Source organism: Rothia sp. HMSC058E10, from assembly GCF_001809415.1.
Classification (GTDB): Bacteria; Actinomycetota; Actinomycetes; order Actinomycetales; family Micrococcaceae; genus Rothia; species Rothia dentocariosa.
Genome location: NZ_KV797606.1, coordinates 1 through 16,345, shown reverse-complemented (window position 1 = coordinate 16,345; position 16,345 = coordinate 1). Strand labels below are relative to the sequence as shown.

13 protein-coding genes are annotated in these 16,345 nt (G+C 55.8%); 2 read left to right on the top strand and 11 right to left on the bottom strand.

What is annotated here, in order from left to right; all coding sequences use genetic code 11:
- Positions 1–139 precede the first annotated feature (139 nt).
- The 5 genes from fdxA to HMPREF2609_RS00280 form a co-directional block, all read right to left on the bottom strand.
- On the bottom strand, positions 140–460 hold the full coding sequence (gene fdxA / locus HMPREF2609_RS00300) for a ferredoxin (RefSeq protein ID WP_004005129.1): 321 nt from the start codon (positions 458–460) through the stop codon (positions 140–142).
- Between the two features lie 323 nt (positions 461–783).
- The gene (locus HMPREF2609_RS00295; protein ID WP_070534445.1) at positions 784–2,163 is read right to left on the bottom strand and encodes a PIG-L family deacetylase; all 1,380 of its coding nucleotides are present in this window, start codon (positions 2,161–2,163) and stop codon (positions 784–786) included.
- Between the two features lie 134 nt (positions 2,164–2,297).
- Positions 2,298–4,208, bottom strand: coding sequence for a translational GTPase TypA (gene typA, locus HMPREF2609_RS00290; protein WP_070534444.1), 1,911 nt, complete (start codon positions 4,206–4,208; stop codon positions 2,298–2,300).
- A gap of 206 nt (positions 4,209–4,414) precedes the next feature.
- The gene (locus tag HMPREF2609_RS00285; RefSeq protein ID WP_070534443.1) at positions 4,415–5,311 is read right to left on the bottom strand and encodes an NAD(+) diphosphatase; all 897 of its coding nucleotides are present in this window, start codon (positions 5,309–5,311) and stop codon (positions 4,415–4,417) included.
- Between the two features lie 158 nt (positions 5,312–5,469).
- The gene (locus HMPREF2609_RS00280) at positions 5,470–7,641 is read right to left on the bottom strand and encodes an acyltransferase family protein (protein WP_070534442.1); all 2,172 of its coding nucleotides are present in this window, start codon (positions 7,639–7,641) and stop codon (positions 5,470–5,472) included.
- A 410-nt stretch (positions 7,642–8,051) separates the two neighbouring features.
- Between HMPREF2609_RS00280 and pgi the strand changes: the two genes are divergently transcribed.
- Positions 8,052–9,722 carry a glucose-6-phosphate isomerase gene (gene pgi, locus HMPREF2609_RS00275; RefSeq protein WP_070534441.1) on the top strand — a complete coding sequence of 557 codons (1,671 nt, stop codon included), beginning with the start codon at positions 8,052–8,054 and terminating at the stop codon, positions 9,720–9,722.
- A gap of 109 nt (positions 9,723–9,831) precedes the next feature.
- Here pgi and HMPREF2609_RS00270 read toward each other — a convergent pair whose 3' ends face one another.
- Positions 9,832–10,506 carry a pyroglutamyl-peptidase I gene (locus HMPREF2609_RS00270; protein WP_070534440.1) on the bottom strand — a complete coding sequence of 225 codons (675 nt, stop codon included), beginning with the start codon at positions 10,504–10,506 and terminating at the stop codon, positions 9,832–9,834.
- 36 nt (positions 10,507–10,542) lie between these two features.
- On the opposite strand from HMPREF2609_RS00270, the gene HMPREF2609_RS00265 reads away from it, so the two are divergent.
- The gene (locus HMPREF2609_RS00265) at positions 10,543–10,962 is read left to right on the top strand and encodes a hypothetical protein (protein WP_048754168.1); all 420 of its coding nucleotides are present in this window, start codon (positions 10,543–10,545) and stop codon (positions 10,960–10,962) included.
- A 97-nt stretch (positions 10,963–11,059) separates the two neighbouring features.
- On the opposite strand, the gene HMPREF2609_RS00260 is transcribed toward HMPREF2609_RS00265, so the two are convergent.
- From HMPREF2609_RS00260 to HMPREF2609_RS10845, 5 genes are all read right to left on the bottom strand, one after another.
- A complete protein-coding gene (locus HMPREF2609_RS00260) occupies positions 11,060–11,605 on the bottom strand; it encodes an LOG family protein (RefSeq protein WP_004005139.1) in 546 nt (181 codons plus the stop codon).
- Positions 11,606–11,765: 160 nt separating this feature from the next.
- Positions 11,766–12,242 carry an NUDIX hydrolase gene (locus HMPREF2609_RS00255; protein WP_013397498.1) on the bottom strand — a complete coding sequence of 159 codons (477 nt, stop codon included), beginning with the start codon at positions 12,240–12,242 and terminating at the stop codon, positions 11,766–11,768.
- A 42-nt stretch (positions 12,243–12,284) separates the two neighbouring features.
- The gene (locus HMPREF2609_RS00250) at positions 12,285–12,662 is read right to left on the bottom strand and encodes a DUF488 domain-containing protein (RefSeq protein ID WP_048779436.1); all 378 of its coding nucleotides are present in this window, start codon (positions 12,660–12,662) and stop codon (positions 12,285–12,287) included.
- 754 nt (positions 12,663–13,416) lie between these two features.
- Positions 13,417–14,916, bottom strand: a complete 1,500-nt coding sequence (locus HMPREF2609_RS00245) for an amino acid permease (protein WP_070534439.1) — start codon at positions 14,914–14,916, stop codon at positions 13,417–13,419.
- A gap of 339 nt (positions 14,917–15,255) precedes the next feature.
- Positions 15,256–16,345 (bottom strand): hypothetical protein (locus HMPREF2609_RS10845; RefSeq protein ID WP_371326025.1); only part of this gene is annotated, 1,090 nt, incomplete at its 5' end.

Genomic DNA, 16,345 nt, shown 5'->3' with positions numbered 1-16,345 from the left:
GGCTGTTCTTTCGTGCGTAGTCATTGTATCGCGCGTTTGAGTGCTGAGGGTATGGCAAAGCCCCCGTTCCCAGCGTGCGAGATCCGGGGGCTTTAGCCTGTCTTAAGTTTTCAACGTGAGGGTGCGCCGAATGCGCCAGCTACTCCCCCTGCGGTGGTAGGGCAGCGATGAAGGGTACGTCTTTACCGGTTGGTCCCATCTTCGCGGCACCGCCGGGTGAGCCGAGGTCGTCGAAGAATTCGGCGTTGGCGGTAATGTATTCGGACCATTCTTCGGGTACGTCATCTTCATAGTAGATAGCCTCGACGGGGCAAACGGGTTCGCAGGCTCCGCAGTCCACGCATTCATCGGGGTGGATATACAGTGTGCGGTCACCCTCGTAGATGCAGTCAACGGGGCATTCCTCAACGCAGGCGCGATCTTTCACGTCTACGCAGGGCAGTGCAATTACGTAAGTCATGGGTGCCTTTCTAAACCTAGCAGCGTGTGCCTGCCCTGTAATCCTGCAGGGTCGTCGTCCGGCACACGTCGTCACGAGGGTTATGACCTCGTGGAAGTCTGTGTATAAGTCTAGCTTGCACAGGGCATTTAAGCAGATTTTCGTGTCGTAGCAGACAGCCATAATGCAGCCCTTCGTCGGCATTTTTTAGGCTAGGCTTTCCTGCGAGTAAATATTATTTCCCCTAGTCAGAGCCAATAAATTAAAATATAAATTCCAATAAGTTATATTAATCACAACATTTTTCGTGACGCCTCTATGTCATTCTTTAGCTTCATCACAGCTTATGGTGCAGTGCGCGAAGAATTATTAAGCGTTTGAGCTCGGCGTGCTTTCTCTTCGGCCCTGCGATGGCGCAAATGGACCTGTCGCGGGGTGTTATAGAAGGCGTTTCCTTCTTTGGTACGGATGAAGACGAAAAAGGCGAGCAGAGAGATAACGGGCGTGCCCAAAAGCCATAGCGTGCCGTATAAACCAATCGGCGGGTAGTCCGGGTTTACCAGCACGAAGGGCGAATCTGGGCGCATAAAGGCGAGCGCATATATCACCAGGAATGCGAAGGCGCCGGTGATAATCGTTGCCCCGCCACGACGCAGTGCGAGGGAAGCCCACAGTGATGCAAAAAATACGGTGGCGAAGCCGAATACGAGCCCGATTGGAAGCGGAGTTTCACCCGTATACATGACCCAGGCGTGGTAGATTGAGCCCGCGATACCTGCGAGGGTTCCCAGAAGAATGCACGTTATCAGAAGCGATACGATGCCTGCCTGCGTGGGGGTTTCGGGAATTTTGCGCTGTGCGTTACCGTCGAGCAGGCGGTAGGTTTCGACCGCCGAAATTTTCTGCTCTACCTTGTTTGAGAATTCAAAGGTGGTGTCCCCGGTGACCACAATCTGCGTTCCGTGGGCTCTCATCGCTTCACGTTTGGCCTCGACTGAGCCGGTGATAGCGCATTGTTGGCGCGCATCCTGCTCTGAGAATTCTCCTTCAATACCCCAGGTCAGTATGGGGCGGTCGTTACTATCGCCCAAGATTTTGAGTGCTTCAAGCACGGCCTGGTGAGTGCGCACATGGTCGGGGTGCCCGTAGCCGCCGTCGAGGTCATAGGTAATCAGAACATCGGGCTTAACATCGCGAATGGCATTAGCAATAGCCTCGGCCTGCGGGGCGATCGGCTGGGTGGTCAAGGAATCTTCACTCGCCTTCGGGTTCGCCACCGGTTTACCGTCTTTGCCCCACGCCATGCCGGAATCACGGTAGATGTTGAGCGCGCCCGGCGCCGTGGCGGGTTCCTCTCCCAGGAAGAAACGCTTGCGCACACCCAGCTTTGTCGTCGCGTTGTTGAGCTCAACGGTTCGGTACTCCCCCAGTGCCTCACCGTTGTCGCTGTTGCCGGGTTTGCCCACTTCAAGATGCTGCAGCTTCGGCGGAATGACTTCTCCCATTTCGCCTCGGGTGAGAGTCAGCAAATACACCTTGGCACCCTTCTTGGCGTAGTACGCCATCGTTGCGCCTGTTGCCGTGGTCTCGTCGTCTGGATGCGCGTGTACGAACAACATCACTGCCTCGGAGGGCGTGTAGCCGCTCGGCAGCAAGTCGCGTTTCGCGTTTTTCATCAGGTGCTCCCCTTGGGCGGGGTACTGCGGCGCGGAAGTTTCAGGCATAGTGTCAGGTGACCTTCTGTCAAAGAACAGTTCTTCTATATCTTAAACCACAACCGGGAGCGGTACGGTTATCGTTGCTTGTCATGACGACAAACGCCCGTACTGCTCCCGGCGGTTAGCTATGCTCGTGTGCCCTAGTTGGCGCGGGCACGGCGGCGGAATTCACGCACTCGCTCGTTCGCATCCAGAATAACCTTGCGGATGCGAATAGCTTCGGGGGTGACCTCCACACATTCGTCTTCGCGGGCGAATTCGAGGCATTCTTCCAGCGTGAGCTTCTTGGGCGGGGTCAGGTTCTCGAAGCTGTCTGCGGTGGAGGAACGCATATTGGTCAGCTTCTTTTCCTTGGTGATGTTTACTTCCATATCGTCCGCACGGGAGTTCATGCCCACGACCATGCCCTCGTATACTTCGGAGGTCGGTTCCACGAAGAAGGTGCCACGTTCCTGCAGGTTAATCATGGCGTAAGGGGTTACCACGCCGGCACGGTCGGCGATCATCGAACCGTTGGTGCGGTACTCAATATCGCCAGCCCAGGGTTCAGGGTCGATCGAGTACGACGACGAGATACCGGCGCCGCGGGTTTCGGTGAGGAACTGGGTACGGAAGCCGATCAGGCCGCGCGCGGGTACCGCAAATTCCATGCGCACCCAGCCGGTGCCGTGGTTCGACATGTTCTCCATGCGCCCCTTACGTGCCGCCATCAGCTGGGTTACGGCACCCAGGTGCTCTTCGGGCACATCAATAATCATGTGTTCCATCGGTTCGTACAGTTTGCCGTCGATGGTTTTGGTGACTACCTGCGGTTTACCCACGGTCAGTTCGAAGCCTTCGCGGCGCATCTGCTCCACCAAAATAGCGAGGGCGAGCTCGCCGCGGCCCTGAACTTCCCAAGCATCCGGGCGCTGGGTGGGCAGAACCTTGATGGAGACGTTACCGATAAGTTCACGGTCAAGACGGTCCTTGACCTGGCGTGCGGTCACCTTCGCACCTTTGACGCGGCCCGCCATCGGAGAGGTGTTAATGCCGATGGTCATGGAGATCGCCGGGTCGTCCACCTTAATAAGCGGCAGCGGCTTGGGGTTTTCAGCGTCGGTCAGGGTTTCACCAATGGTAATGTCTTCGATACCGGCGACCGCCACGATTTCGCCGGGGCCTGCTTCTTCGGCGGGAACACGTTCGAGCGCCTTGGTTGCCAACAGCTCGGAGATACGCACGTTCTTAATATCGCCGTCTTGACGTGCCCAAGCGACGGTCTGCCCTTTCTTGAGGGTGCCGTTGAAGATACGCACGAGCGCCAGACGACCCAGGAACGGCGAAGAGTCGAGGTTGGTCACGTGCGCCTGCAGCACCTCATCAGGGTTGTAGGTGGGGGCGGGCACGTGCTCGATAATGGTCTTAAACAGCGGTTCCAAATCGTCATTATCGGGCAGGGCACCGTCGGCAGGTTGGTTCAGCGATGCGGCGCCAGCCTTGCCGGAGGCGTAGACGACCGGCACATCGAGCACACTGTCGAGGTCAAGGTCGGGTATCTCCTCGGCCAGGTCAGATGCCAAGCCGAGCAGCAAATCCATAGTTTCGCTGACGACCTCGTCGATGCGCGCATCCGGGCGGTCCACCTTGTTCACCACCAAAATGACGGGCAGCTTCGCGGCGAGTGCCTTGCGCAGCACGAAGCGGGTCTGCGGCAGCGGGCCTTCGGATGCGTCCACGAGCAGCACCACGCCATCGACCATAGAAAGGCCGCGTTCGACTTCGCCGCCGAAGTCGGCGTGCCCGGGGGTATCAATCACGTTAATGGTGATGGTTTCACCGTTCGCGGAGGGGCCATCGTAGAACACGGTGGTGTTCTTCGCGAGGATGGTAATGCCTTTTTCCTTTTCAAGGTCGCCGGAGTCCATCACGCGGTCTTCGACGTCTGCGTGCGCCGAGAACGCGTGGGTCTGCTTGAGCATCGCATCCACGATGGTGGTTTTGCCGTGGTCAACGTGTGCCACGATCGCCACGTTGCGCAAATCAGGGCGCGAAGCGGTGTTTTCAGACATGCGTAATTTTTCTCGCTTAAATCTAGGGAATACTAGGGGCACGCCGCGTTAGGTGCGTGAGCTTAGATACGCGACGCGGATATCAGTGCTGCATGCCCGAGCGTTCTCGTGCGGGCGCGCCAAAACGCGCCTCTGTCTCGGGCTTGCCTATCCAGTGTACCACTTGCCCTAGTTTGTCTTGAGCGCAGGTTTTAGTCGGCTTCGACTCAGCGCCCGGCATTTTTCTCGTGCAGCCAGTCGTCCAGCATGCGGCGGGCAACCGCATTCGTGCCGGGCAGCTCCAGTTTGGGCACTCCCTGTTTCTGGCGTATAGCTTCAGATTCGGCGATAGCCTGCGCCAACTCGGGCGCGGTGAACCAGCGTGCGGCCCGGATTTCTCCGTCCAGATGTTCCACGGGTTGGGTGTCATCGACCGTCACCCGGTAGCAGATCATGAGCGAACGAGGGAAGGGCCACACATCGCTCATACGATAGTCAAGGTTGAGAGCCTGCAGCCCGGTTTCTTCATAGACTTCGCGGGCTACTGCCTGTTCCAGGTTCTCGCCGGGGTCCACGAACCCGGCGATGAGGGCGAAGCGGTTTTCGTGCCAGAGCCGGTTATTCGCCAACAGCACCCGTTCGCCGTCGCGGCTGAGGACGAGCGCCATAACCGCCGGTTCGATGCGCGGGAATACGAGCTCGCCGGATGCGGTGCGCCGCACCTGGCGTTCCCCGTCGATCAGCGCGGGATCTCCCGAATACGCGGAATACTCCATTTCAAGAAGGTAGTCGCGTTTAGCAAGGGCGGCGGCGTAGCGGGCGCGCCCGGCGGGGTCTTCGTGCACGGGGTAGAACCAGAACCCATTCTGCGATGCGGTGATGGGCGCATCCGTGTTAGCTCGGGAGAGATCTTCTGCGAGCGCGAGCAGTTCTTCATCCTCCAGGTAGGCTGCGTGGTAATCGGTGCCTTCCCGGTCGGCAGGCTTTCTAAATTTAGGTTCCAGGCTGGTTTCGATGATGGTGTTTTGTGGCGCTTCAGGCAGGTAATGAACGGTTCCGTCACGGTTCATGAGAGTTTCTCCACGTCGAGAAATAACCAGGTAAAGATTCTGCTGCACGCTCATGGTTTCCACTCTACCGCATACGGCCTTCACTCCCCCGCCTATGCGGCCTGATATGCCTAAAATCTGCCCGAAATCTGCGTACGTGATGCGCCCCCGCTCATCTGGCATAAGCGAGGGCGTATCTCTGCAGTCTATTCACTAGCCCGGCGGCCTGAGAGTTATGACCCTGAGCGCCCTTCCGGCTTCCAGCCTGCGGCGAGGGCACGCTCATATATTGTCTCTGCGAGGGTATGTTCGAAGGCTTTGGTGAGGTGGTTAGTATCCGCGTACACGTATACGTTGCCGATGACCGAGCGGCATAGACCGTCCGGGCAGTAGATATCCTTCAAATCGAGCAGATAGGCACCACGGTCTGCATATTTCTCGAAAATTGGTGCGGCGGGATTATCACCATATTTCTGCTCAATGGGTTCAGAACAGCTGCTCTTATCCCCCTGAGCCCTAATCGCACACACATACATATCTTGAGCAAATCGGGGGTTATCGCGCAGACCGATCACCTGGATGCCCGCATCAGTGAAGACGCGCAGGGTTTCGTCGAGGTTGGGGTCTGCGGTCTCGGCATCAGCGCTTGTGTCGGTTGTGGTTGCGATAATCACTACGGTCGTCGGCTTAAGGCGCAGAATTTCTTCCGTGGCTTTCTGTGAGAACGCGATGCAGCGTTTCTTGCGGTCGTTGAGATAGCCCTCGGGGGCTGCGAATGGGTAAGGGCATCCTGTCTCTAGAAGGTTCATCTGATTGGTGCCGGTGCGCTGGGCAATAGGCTCGAACGCAGCCGTCATCTGTAATGCGTGCGAGCTGCCAACAACAATGATGAGCGGTGCCGAATCGTCCCCATTCTGTTTGACGGCGCAGGATGTATTCAGAGATTCATGCATGGGGGTAAAGGGTGCGGGGCATCCCTCTCCCCAGTCAGCGAGCATGCCGTAGATGGGGATATCCTGCGGAATAGGCTTTGATACGCGCGACATTTGGTCCGTGCCGACTGCTCGGGCGCCTGGATATGTTGCTTCATCATTTTTCACTAGCTCTTCAGTATTCTGAATCACGGTTATATCGCGTTGCTGTGCCCAGGCGCGAACGCTCAGAACAGGAGCTCCGATCACCAGCAGAATCACGAGTACATAGGCGAGCTGATTCACCCAAAGAGTGGGGGTGAAAATCGTGGTCACGCGCAGTTTCAAGACCGTTTTATCAAGAAATACGCCGGATCGGCTGCGCAGCGGCTTCTCGATATAGGCGCTCAAAACCCATGCCAAACCGATTGAAACGACAATAATTGCTGCGCCTTCCAGAAAATTCACGCGAGGTTTATTAACCGCAGCGCTGTAGAGCACGAGCAGGGGCCAATGCACTAGGTACAGGGCGTAAGAAATATTGCCCAAGCTTTGCAACGGCGTGGAGACTAGCAGACGGTCGATCGCGAATTTATGGTCGGTGCGCCCAGCGATCATTACCAGCGCGCCGGAGAGCACGGGCCACAGCGCCAAATAACCGGGGAAGGTTCGTTCAACCGGTAAAACAGCGCCGCAGGTTATTAATCCCAGGGCGCCCACCCATCCCATCACCACGCGGGTTCTCACATGGCGCGGCTTCCATTTCAGCGTCATCACCGCAAGCAGAGTACCAATCGCAAACTCCCACAGGCGGGTGCGGGTATCAAAATATGCGTAGGCGGAAATCTGCTTTGTCTCCCAGATTGAGAAGGCAAACGAGGTCATGAATACAGTGCCGAATACCGTTACCGCCGCGGGTACGGGCTTGAAGCGTACCCGATGCACGAGAAACGCAGCCACCGCGAAAAGTATCGGCCAGAGCAGGAAAATTTGTCCCTGAATCGAGAGCGACCAGAAATGCTGGAAGGGCGATTTATCGCTTATACCCTGGGCGAAATAATTGACCGCACCGTTCGCCAGGTTCCAGTTCTGGTAGTAAAACAGCGAGGCTTGGGCATCAACGGCGCGCGCGTTCCAATACAGCGCTGGCAAGATAGTTAAGGAAGCCGCAAGAGTCAGCACGATCACCACGGCTGCGGCAGGCAACAGGCGCGCGAACACATGAGTCCAGTAGGCCAGCAGGTTCAGCGCTTTGCCCTCGTTGATTTTCCGCATGAACGAGAGCGAAAGCAAGAAAGCCGAGATGAAGAGAAAAACATCCACACCGCCGGAGACTTTGCCGATCCACACGTGGTAAAGCACCACGAGAAGCACGGCGAAGGCGCGCAAACCCTGAATTTCGGGGCGGAATCCGCGAGATTCCAGAAATGATTCATACGGCGGGGTATGCTCTGCAGCGGGTACACGAATTCCCCGCAGCGGGTTTATAGGCATAAACAATATCCTGGAGTGAATGTGTGAGTTATGAGTGAGTTTTCATGATGCACTGCGCCGTCGAGAACTTCCACGCACGCTATGCAAAAAGCCAGCATCGCTCGTGCCCGCATTACCGGATACACTGAGGCAGGTCTATAAAGACGTCCCCAGTCTACCACCGGTATTCTCCCAAATGTACGCGAGTTTTCGTGTACATTTAGGGGACGGTTTGCTAACCCTTGAGGGCACCCTGAGGATTCGTAAAATCTCCCCTCCAATGCGCGCCGTTCATGGGGATAATGCCTGGCGGGAATTATGCACCGCACCCAAACGTTGTGGTCACCAAAAGCGCAAGAACGCGCAAAACCTTCAGGTAAACGCCTGTATAAAGGTGACATCACCGGGTTGAAAGAGAGAAAATAAGAACCATGACTATTACGAACCCGACGACCACCAGCGCGTGGTCAGCACTAACCCAGCACAAAGCATCGCTCACTCCGAATTTGCGAGCCTGGTTCGAGCAGGATCCTTCCCGCGCCCAGAAATTTAGTTTTAATGCCGCAGACCTGCACGTAGACCTCTCGAAGAACCTCATCACAGGAGAGACCGTGCAGCTTTTGCTCAAACTCGCCGAAGAGGTGAACCTCGCCGAACGCCGCGATGCTATGTTCACTGGCGAACACATTAACGTGACCGAGGACCGCGCGGTTCTGCACACCGCGCTGCGCCGCCCCAAAGGCTACTCCCCCGCCCTCATTGTTGATGGGCAGGATGTCGATAGCGATGTTCATGCCGTTCTGAACAAGATTTACGCTTTTGCCGATCGTGTGCGTTCGGGCGAGTGGACCGGTGTGAGCGGCAAGCGCATCGAGACCGTGGTGAATATTGGTATTGGCGGTTCTGACCTTGGTCCCGTGATGGTGTACGAGGCGCTTAAGCCTTACGCCGATGCCGGGATTTCCGCACGGTTCATCTCAAATATCGACCCGACCGATGTTGCCGAAAAAGTTTCTGATCTTGACCCCGAAACTACCCTGTTCATCGTTGCTTCGAAGACCTTCGGCACCTTAGAAACCCTGACCAACGCTCGTGTGGCACGCGACTGGCTGCTCACCGCGCTTGGCGAGGCGAACGCCCTGCAGGGAAAAACCGCAGAAGAAGCCGTGGCTAAGCACTTTATCGCCGTTTCAACCGCGCTCGATAAGGTTGCTGCCTTCGGCATTGACCCCGAAAATGCCTTCGGCTTCTGGGACTGGGTAGGCGGTCGCTACTCCGTAGACTCGGCGATCGGTACCTCGCTGGCCATCGTCTTCGGCCCGAAGGTATTCGAAGAATTCCTCGCGGGCTTCCACGCCATGGACGAGCACTTCCGCACTGCGCCCTTTGAAAAGAACGTGCCCATACTCATGGGCTTGCTTAACGTATGGTACGTGAACTTCTTGGGTGCCGAAACCCACGCGGTTCTACCCTACGACCAGTACCTGCACCGTTTTCCCGCCTATCTGCAGCAACTTACCATGGAGTCCAACGGTAAATCCGTGCGCGCCGACGGTTCCTTCGTGGACTACTCCACGGGCGAGGTTTTCTGGGGCGAGCCCGGCACCAACGGTCAGCACGCTTTCTACCAGCTTATCCACCAGGGTACCCGCCTTATCCCTGCGGACTTCCTGGCCTTCGCCAACCCGGCTCACCCCACCAAGGATGGCGAGCAGGATGTGCACGAACTCTTCCTCGCAAACTTCTTTGCACAGACTCAGGCGCTCGCTTTCGGCAAGACCGAGGATGAGGTACGCGCCGAAGGTACCGCCGAGCATGTGGTAAACGCCCGTATCTTCAGCGGCAACCGTCCTTCGACCTCTATCATGGCCTCCCGCCTGACCCCGCGTGTGCTGGGCGAGCTGATTGCCCTCTATGAGCACATCACCTTTGTGCAGGGTATCGTGTGGGGTATCGATTCCTTCGACCAGTGGGGCGTCGAACTCGGCAAGAAGCTGGCGCTCGATCTGGTGCCCGCTATCAAAGGCGACCGCGAGGTTCTGGCACGCCAGGATTCTTCGACCGCATCCCTGATCGACTACTACCTTAAGCACCGCAAGTAGCAGTGTCTTAAGCTAATATGCGCGGTGCCCCCGATGAATGTCTGATCGGGGGCACCGCGTTTTAACCGCCGCTTTCACTCGTCTTCCCAGTTCTACGGCATGAATGAGCCTACATAACCTTGAGGGTATCGCGCACCAGCTCCACCACGATGCGCGCAACCACCGCCTCAGGCAGAGTCGGCACCGATTCGCTCTCTACTCCCCCAGCATCGGCATGCGCAGTAAACGTTGTCTGTACTTCAGAGGGCTCATGATCGGGTCGCATGGCGGGAATATGCACAAACCCCGCAGGAATCCGCCGCCCCTGGAGTTCCAGAATACGGTGTACCTCATAAAATACGTGGTTGCACACATAGGTTCCGGCGGTGTACGAAATCTCAACCGGCAGTCCCACACCGCGCAAACGCTCATAGCTTGCCCGCACCGGCAGGGTCGAAAAATACGCTTCGCGTCCATCCGGGGCGATCGCCTCATCCACACGCACCACACCGTCATTATCCTCAATATCGGCAGAATCCAGGTTGATAGCGACCCTCTCAAAGCTCACCTTATCCCGTCCGACTGCCACACCCAAGCTGAGCACCGCATCCGGGCGAATATCGGTCAGCATCTCCCCTAAAGCTTCTGAAGAACCCGCATAGCTCACCGGAACCTCACGGGTTACAACCCGTACCGCAGATTCGTCGGCAAGTACATCAGCCACCTGCCGCGCTGTTACCCCGCTCGGGTTCACGCTCACGCCGGGAAACGGGCCGAAATAGGTGATGAGAAGGGTCTTTGTCATCGTTGTCCTTTACACGTCGTCGGGTACCCTAGAGGTATGGCACGCACACACCGTCACAAAGAAGAACCCGTTTTTCTTCTCCAGGATACCCCCGATGCCCTGCGCGAAATCGGCGTTGATGATGAGCAGGAGGCGCTAGCCGCTGTTCGTGAACCCGCACAGGCGTTAGAAGGTGCCTCGTTCCTTCAGGCGGTGGGGCGGTTTTACCGCTTCTACACACTCGGTCGCGGGCACGCCAGCCGCTCCGAAGTGCTGTGGGCATTGCTCTATTTGACACTCACCACTGGCGCGGTACTGGGGTTGACGGTCTATCTGGGCATGCTCTCAGAAGACCCTCACATGGAGTCCCTGATTCGGGTTCTCTATATGCTTATGATGACGCTCACGCCCGTATGGATTATTGTGCATATTCTGCCGCTTTCTTCGCTTCTGAGCAGGGCGCGCGGTAAAAACTAGACGCGTCCACGCCCCCCCTACCGACGGGTGATGCAAAAACGCCCGCAGCGCTCAGGCCACGGGCGTGTAAGTAGTTGGTTTCTCCAGAGCTTCCGGGCTATTTCCCAAGCACCTTCATAAGCTCTTCGGGAGTGTCAACAACAATCAAACGTTCCAGGTATGAAGGGCGCAAAAGCTCAGTGCTAGCCATATATTGCATCGCCTCAACGAGCTTATCCCAGTACCCATTAACATTCAGGAGCGCCACAGGCTTCGTGTGAATCTTGAGGAATTGCCAGCTAAATACCTCGAAAAATTCTTCCAAGGTTCCGGGGCCACCGGGCATCGCAACGAAGGCGTCGGCCTTATTAATCATGGCGATCTTACGCTGATGCATGGTATCGACAATATCGAGGGTTGTCTGCCCGGGGTACACGCCCTCCCACTCCACGAGCTGGTGGGTGACCACGCCGTAGACTTTGCCGCCCGCATCCAGGGTCGCGCCCGCGACGGTTCCCATCAGACCGGTGCGGCCGCCTCCATAAACTACCCCCACGCCACGTTTTGCGCATAGGGTTCCCAACTCACGGGCGCAGGCGGCAAAATCGGGGTCATTGCCCATAGTAGCGCCGCAATACACGGCAAGGTTAAAACTATCTCTCATGTTCTGCTTCTTTCATCGGATGCGTTCATACACGCGACGGTGCGCGGAACGCGTGCGTCAACGTAAAATTTTTACGGGTGATTTATCCCTATGCACCCTACCGCCCCCGCGCAGCCGAGCGCAAGCCTTATCGCTCATATCGCGCATATTTTCAGCGGATTCACAGCGGCACCGATGGCGTTTCGCCAGGACTTATTCTGCAGATAAGCGGGAATATACACTCAGTGTTCAGAGGTGCCTGATCGGTATAGTCCGCTGCGGGGTCTACCCAACGTAATTCAGCAATTTCGGCATGCGGGCTCAGCTGCTCAAGTATCTTTTCCTCTTGCGGATGCGGCATATATTCAAAAGTTTCGGCCCGTACCACGAATCCGCTTTCGTTCAGGGCGGGGGCGTCAAACTTGCCAAGGTACACCATCTGGGCAGGATCCGGCGCAAATCCCAGCTCTTCAGTAACCTCACGCACCGCCGTATACAAGGGGCTCTCCCCCGCATCGGGTTTACCTCCGGGCATCATAAACCCATGTGAGGCGGCTTTACGCACGGTCAGTACGTGCCCGGCGTGATTGCGGATTACCACTGCAGAAACATGCACAATTCTCTGTGCCGTATCAATTGCTGAATGTTCATCAACCATCTTTCTACAGTAGCTTATGTACAGCGCGTATCAGCCAAAATTTCAGAGGCTCTTCAGCCGGTCTATGAGGTAATCACGCAGAATGACCGCGTGGTTGCAGGTAGGGCTCTTAGCGCCGTACAAAAGCGTAACGCGAGAGGACTGGAGCTTCTGCGCACCCGCAACCATACGCTCAAGCTCGGGGTGCACCTCTGAATTACTGTCAAGCTCGTTCAGATAGCGTTGTTTGAAGGATTCAAAATTCTCTGGTTTATGCCCAAAATCTCGGCGAGCCTCCGTCGAAGGAGCTAAGTCCTTCGCCCATTCATCAAGATGAGCCTTATCTTTTGAGACTCCGCGCGGCCAAAGCCTATCAACGAGTACCCGGTATCCGTCATCCGGGGAAGGCTCTTCATATATGCGCTTAATAACTATATCCATAGTGCCAATCCTACGCCGGAGAATCTGCCCGGTACACCTAACGTTAAGATAGGTGGCCCGCCAGGATATGTACATTATCGATGTATGACTACATGCTCTATATATATGATATTTTTCCGGACAAAAGTATTTTCTAATTTTATTGTGGAGTATATATAAAAATTTTCATCATCAAAAGAAAATACTGCCGCGTCTAAATCCCCAGTTTTAGTGCGTTCACATCAATTCCTGCACGGGCAGGCTTAGACCCCCGCCGTGCCTCTACCCTAAACACGCTACGGGGGTCTTATCCTAGCTTGAGCATTCATGTCTGTGCTTTTTCCCAGAGGGCACATCCCCTGAAAACAGTGAGTGCTTCAAACGAATCTATACATCCCCGACGATACCTTACGGGGTATTCTCATAGAGCGCTCACATGAGGCTTAACCGATCGTAAACCTACGCATGCACGAACCAAAGGTCAGGAAGCTTCATATCGTACATAAGAGAAAGTTCACAATAGTGAACGTTCTATGTCTTTACAAACATACCCTGCTCACAACACGGAGGTAAAGCATTTCGGGCAAACTTTATTATATCTTTATATTTACCCACGGAGTTGAAACATATATACCGTTAAAAAATGGTACTACCGCATAATAGTTTACCGTGAAACTCTTTATCAAAATGTGATTTTATAGCAATAAAACCCGCCGGGGAATACCTCACGATATTCCTCCGGCGGTCTTTTTATTGATAATTCCGTTCGCCGAAATTACTTGCCCGTTTTAACCTCAAGACCCGAGACGTCCACCTGTTCCAGCGGAATCAAACGGTCGCGGGTTACGATAGCGTGAATAGCCCAAACTGCCACAAAGACCGGCAGGCCTATATATGAGCTCATCACGCCCACCCAGTCTCCCGCAAGGATCGCCTCGTAGTTCTGCCCACCGATCACCAGCAGACACATAATGAAGGCAATAATCGGCCCCACCGGGAAGAAGGGCGCCGTATAGGGAAGATCGTTAAGGCTATGCCCCTGCCGCATGTAGGCGCGGCGGAACCTATAGTGCGCCACCGCGATACCAACCCAGGTAATGAAACCGGCTAGACCCGAAACATTAACTAGCCACAAGTAGGCCGCATCCGGCGAAATAACGGAGGCGATAAATCCGACAGCTCCCACGGCGGAAGTTGCCATGAGGGCGGGCATCGGCACGCCCCCCTTATTGACCTTCGTGAAAATCTTGGGAGCTTTACCCTCCTGCGCGAGTGAGAACAACATGCGTGCCGAAACATAGAGGCCCGAGTTACCTGCAGAGAGCACAGCGGTAAGAATCACGGCGTTCATTGCTGCAGCGGCGAAGGCAATACCAGCGCGTTCAAAGATAAGGGTGAAGGGAGAAATGTTAATATCGCCTTCGGCTGCGGTGAGCAGATTCGGATCGGTGTAAGGAATAAGGAATCCTATAACCACCATGGCACCGATATAGAACAGCATGATGCGCCAGAATACGCTGGTGAGTGCGCGCGGCACATCGCGACGGGGGTTCTTGGATTCTCCGGCGGCAATACCGATCATCTCGGTACCCTGGAAAGAGAACCCGGCGACCATGAAGATAGCGAAAATAGCGACGGGCCCGCCCACAAAAGGAGCTTCGCCCGTGGTCCAGTTTGAGGTACCCGGTGATGCGCCTCCGAGAACCCCGAAGATCATCGCGATTCCCGCAATTAAGAACACGATAACGGTGACCACCTTAATAGTGGCAAGCCAGAATTCGCCCTCACCGTAGGCTTTGGCAGAAAGAGCATTAAGCCCCGTCAAGAGAACTAAGAAGATGCCCGCCCACACCCACGAGGGAGTTTCAGGAAGCCAATACTTCATCACTTCCCCGACCGCTACAAGCTCGGCCGCGACGGTGATTGCCCAGTTAAACCAGTAGTTCCACCCCATGGCAAACCCGAAGGATGATGAAACGTAACGTGTTGCGTAGGTTTGAAACGAACCTGGGACGGGCAGATGCGCTGCCATCTCACCCAGAGACTGCATGAGGAACAGCACCATAATACCGATCAGCCCGTAAGCAACGATAGCGCCGCCCGGCCCGGCGGTAGAGATAGTTTTGCCGGATGCAACAAACAGACCGGTGCCGATAGCGCCGCCGATGGCGATCATCTGCATATGACGTGCCGAAAGACCGCGTTTCAGATCAGTATCTGCAGCAGCATCACTCGCATCCGATGCTGACGAAGACTGTTGTGAAGTTTGTGCCATTGTTTTCTCTCTATTCTGAAACTTCCCAGATATGCGGGTGTCACACAGCCATCAGCTTTCTCCTGGTGTTCCCTCAATATCTAAGCCGGAAGATCTTATGTGCGTATCCTCTGAAGAAACGCCGTTACGGCATCCTGAAGTATTTCTAATGATGCCTAAATTTTTCTAATCAAGCTCTAATACTACATCTCTCATACGTGCTACGCCACTTCGAAAGCTGTATGTGCACTGCCCCCATCTAGGCAATAACCGCCTTTACGCACAAAAACGGGGTGGATACCTCATGAGAGAGATACCCACCCCGAATTTGTAACCTCTATAACGACAATTCGTCGTTAATTAGGCCTTGTTGCGGCGAGTCAACAGAACCACAAGTCCGGTCATCAGGGAGAGCAGACCCAGCCCAGCGGCGAACAGAACGCCACTGACACCGGTGTGTGCCAAGCTTCCTGACTTCTGGGAGCTCGCGGAGCTACCGTTGTCTGCCTGAGTGGCCTGGTTAACAGCTGCGTTGCCGCCGCCGTTCACCTGTGCGGAACCGCCGTTGCCGTTATCGCCAACGAGACCGGCGCCACCGCCATTAACATTGGGAGCATTGCCGACGAGGCCGGCGCCGCCACCATTGTTATTCTCAGAGCCTTTGCCAACAAGACCGGCGCCGCCACCATTAACATCTTCAGAAGTATTGGTGTTCACGGCCTCGCTACTGCGGGATACCGCGCCAGCGTTGAGGTCAATATCGACATCGTTGCTGATGGTCACAGTACCCTGACGCTGGGGAGCCCGGTTGTCACCGGTCTGACCCAAACCACCCCGACCGTTATCGGAATCGTTATCAGCAGTCAGGTCCAGTCCGCCATGATCTTGATGACGCTGCTGCTCCTGGAGGATTTCACCTTCAGAAGTGCGAGTGTAGCTCTCGCTCAGCTGACCGAACTGTGCACCCTGGCTTTCGCTTCCGGTAGCCTGTTCAGTTTCGGTGGTGGTGTTACCACCAACCTGACCGAGACCGCCCTGACCAGTGGTGTCAGGAGCTACCGACTGCGGGGTATCACCAGTCTGACCCAAACCGCCCTGACCGTTAGGTGCGGGCGTATTTCCAGCATTACCTGGGGTGTTAGGAGTAGCGTTATCGCCTACCCAACCAAGACCGCCGTGACCGTTAGGTGCGGGCGTTACGGCATTATTTTCCCCAGGAGTTACCTGAAAAAAATTACCGCCGCCTTGGAAGCAGTCGTCACCACCGTTGTCCCACTGACCCCAGCCGGGAACGGTTGCACCAAAGTCCCAGCCACCTTGATAGTGACCGCTGAGGTTGAAGTCACCTTCGTAGTAGCCGCCGCCACCGATGTTCCAGTCGCCGCCACCGTTGTTACCACCGGGCTGACCGGGCTGACCGGGAGTGCCGGGCTGGCCGGGCTGACCATTG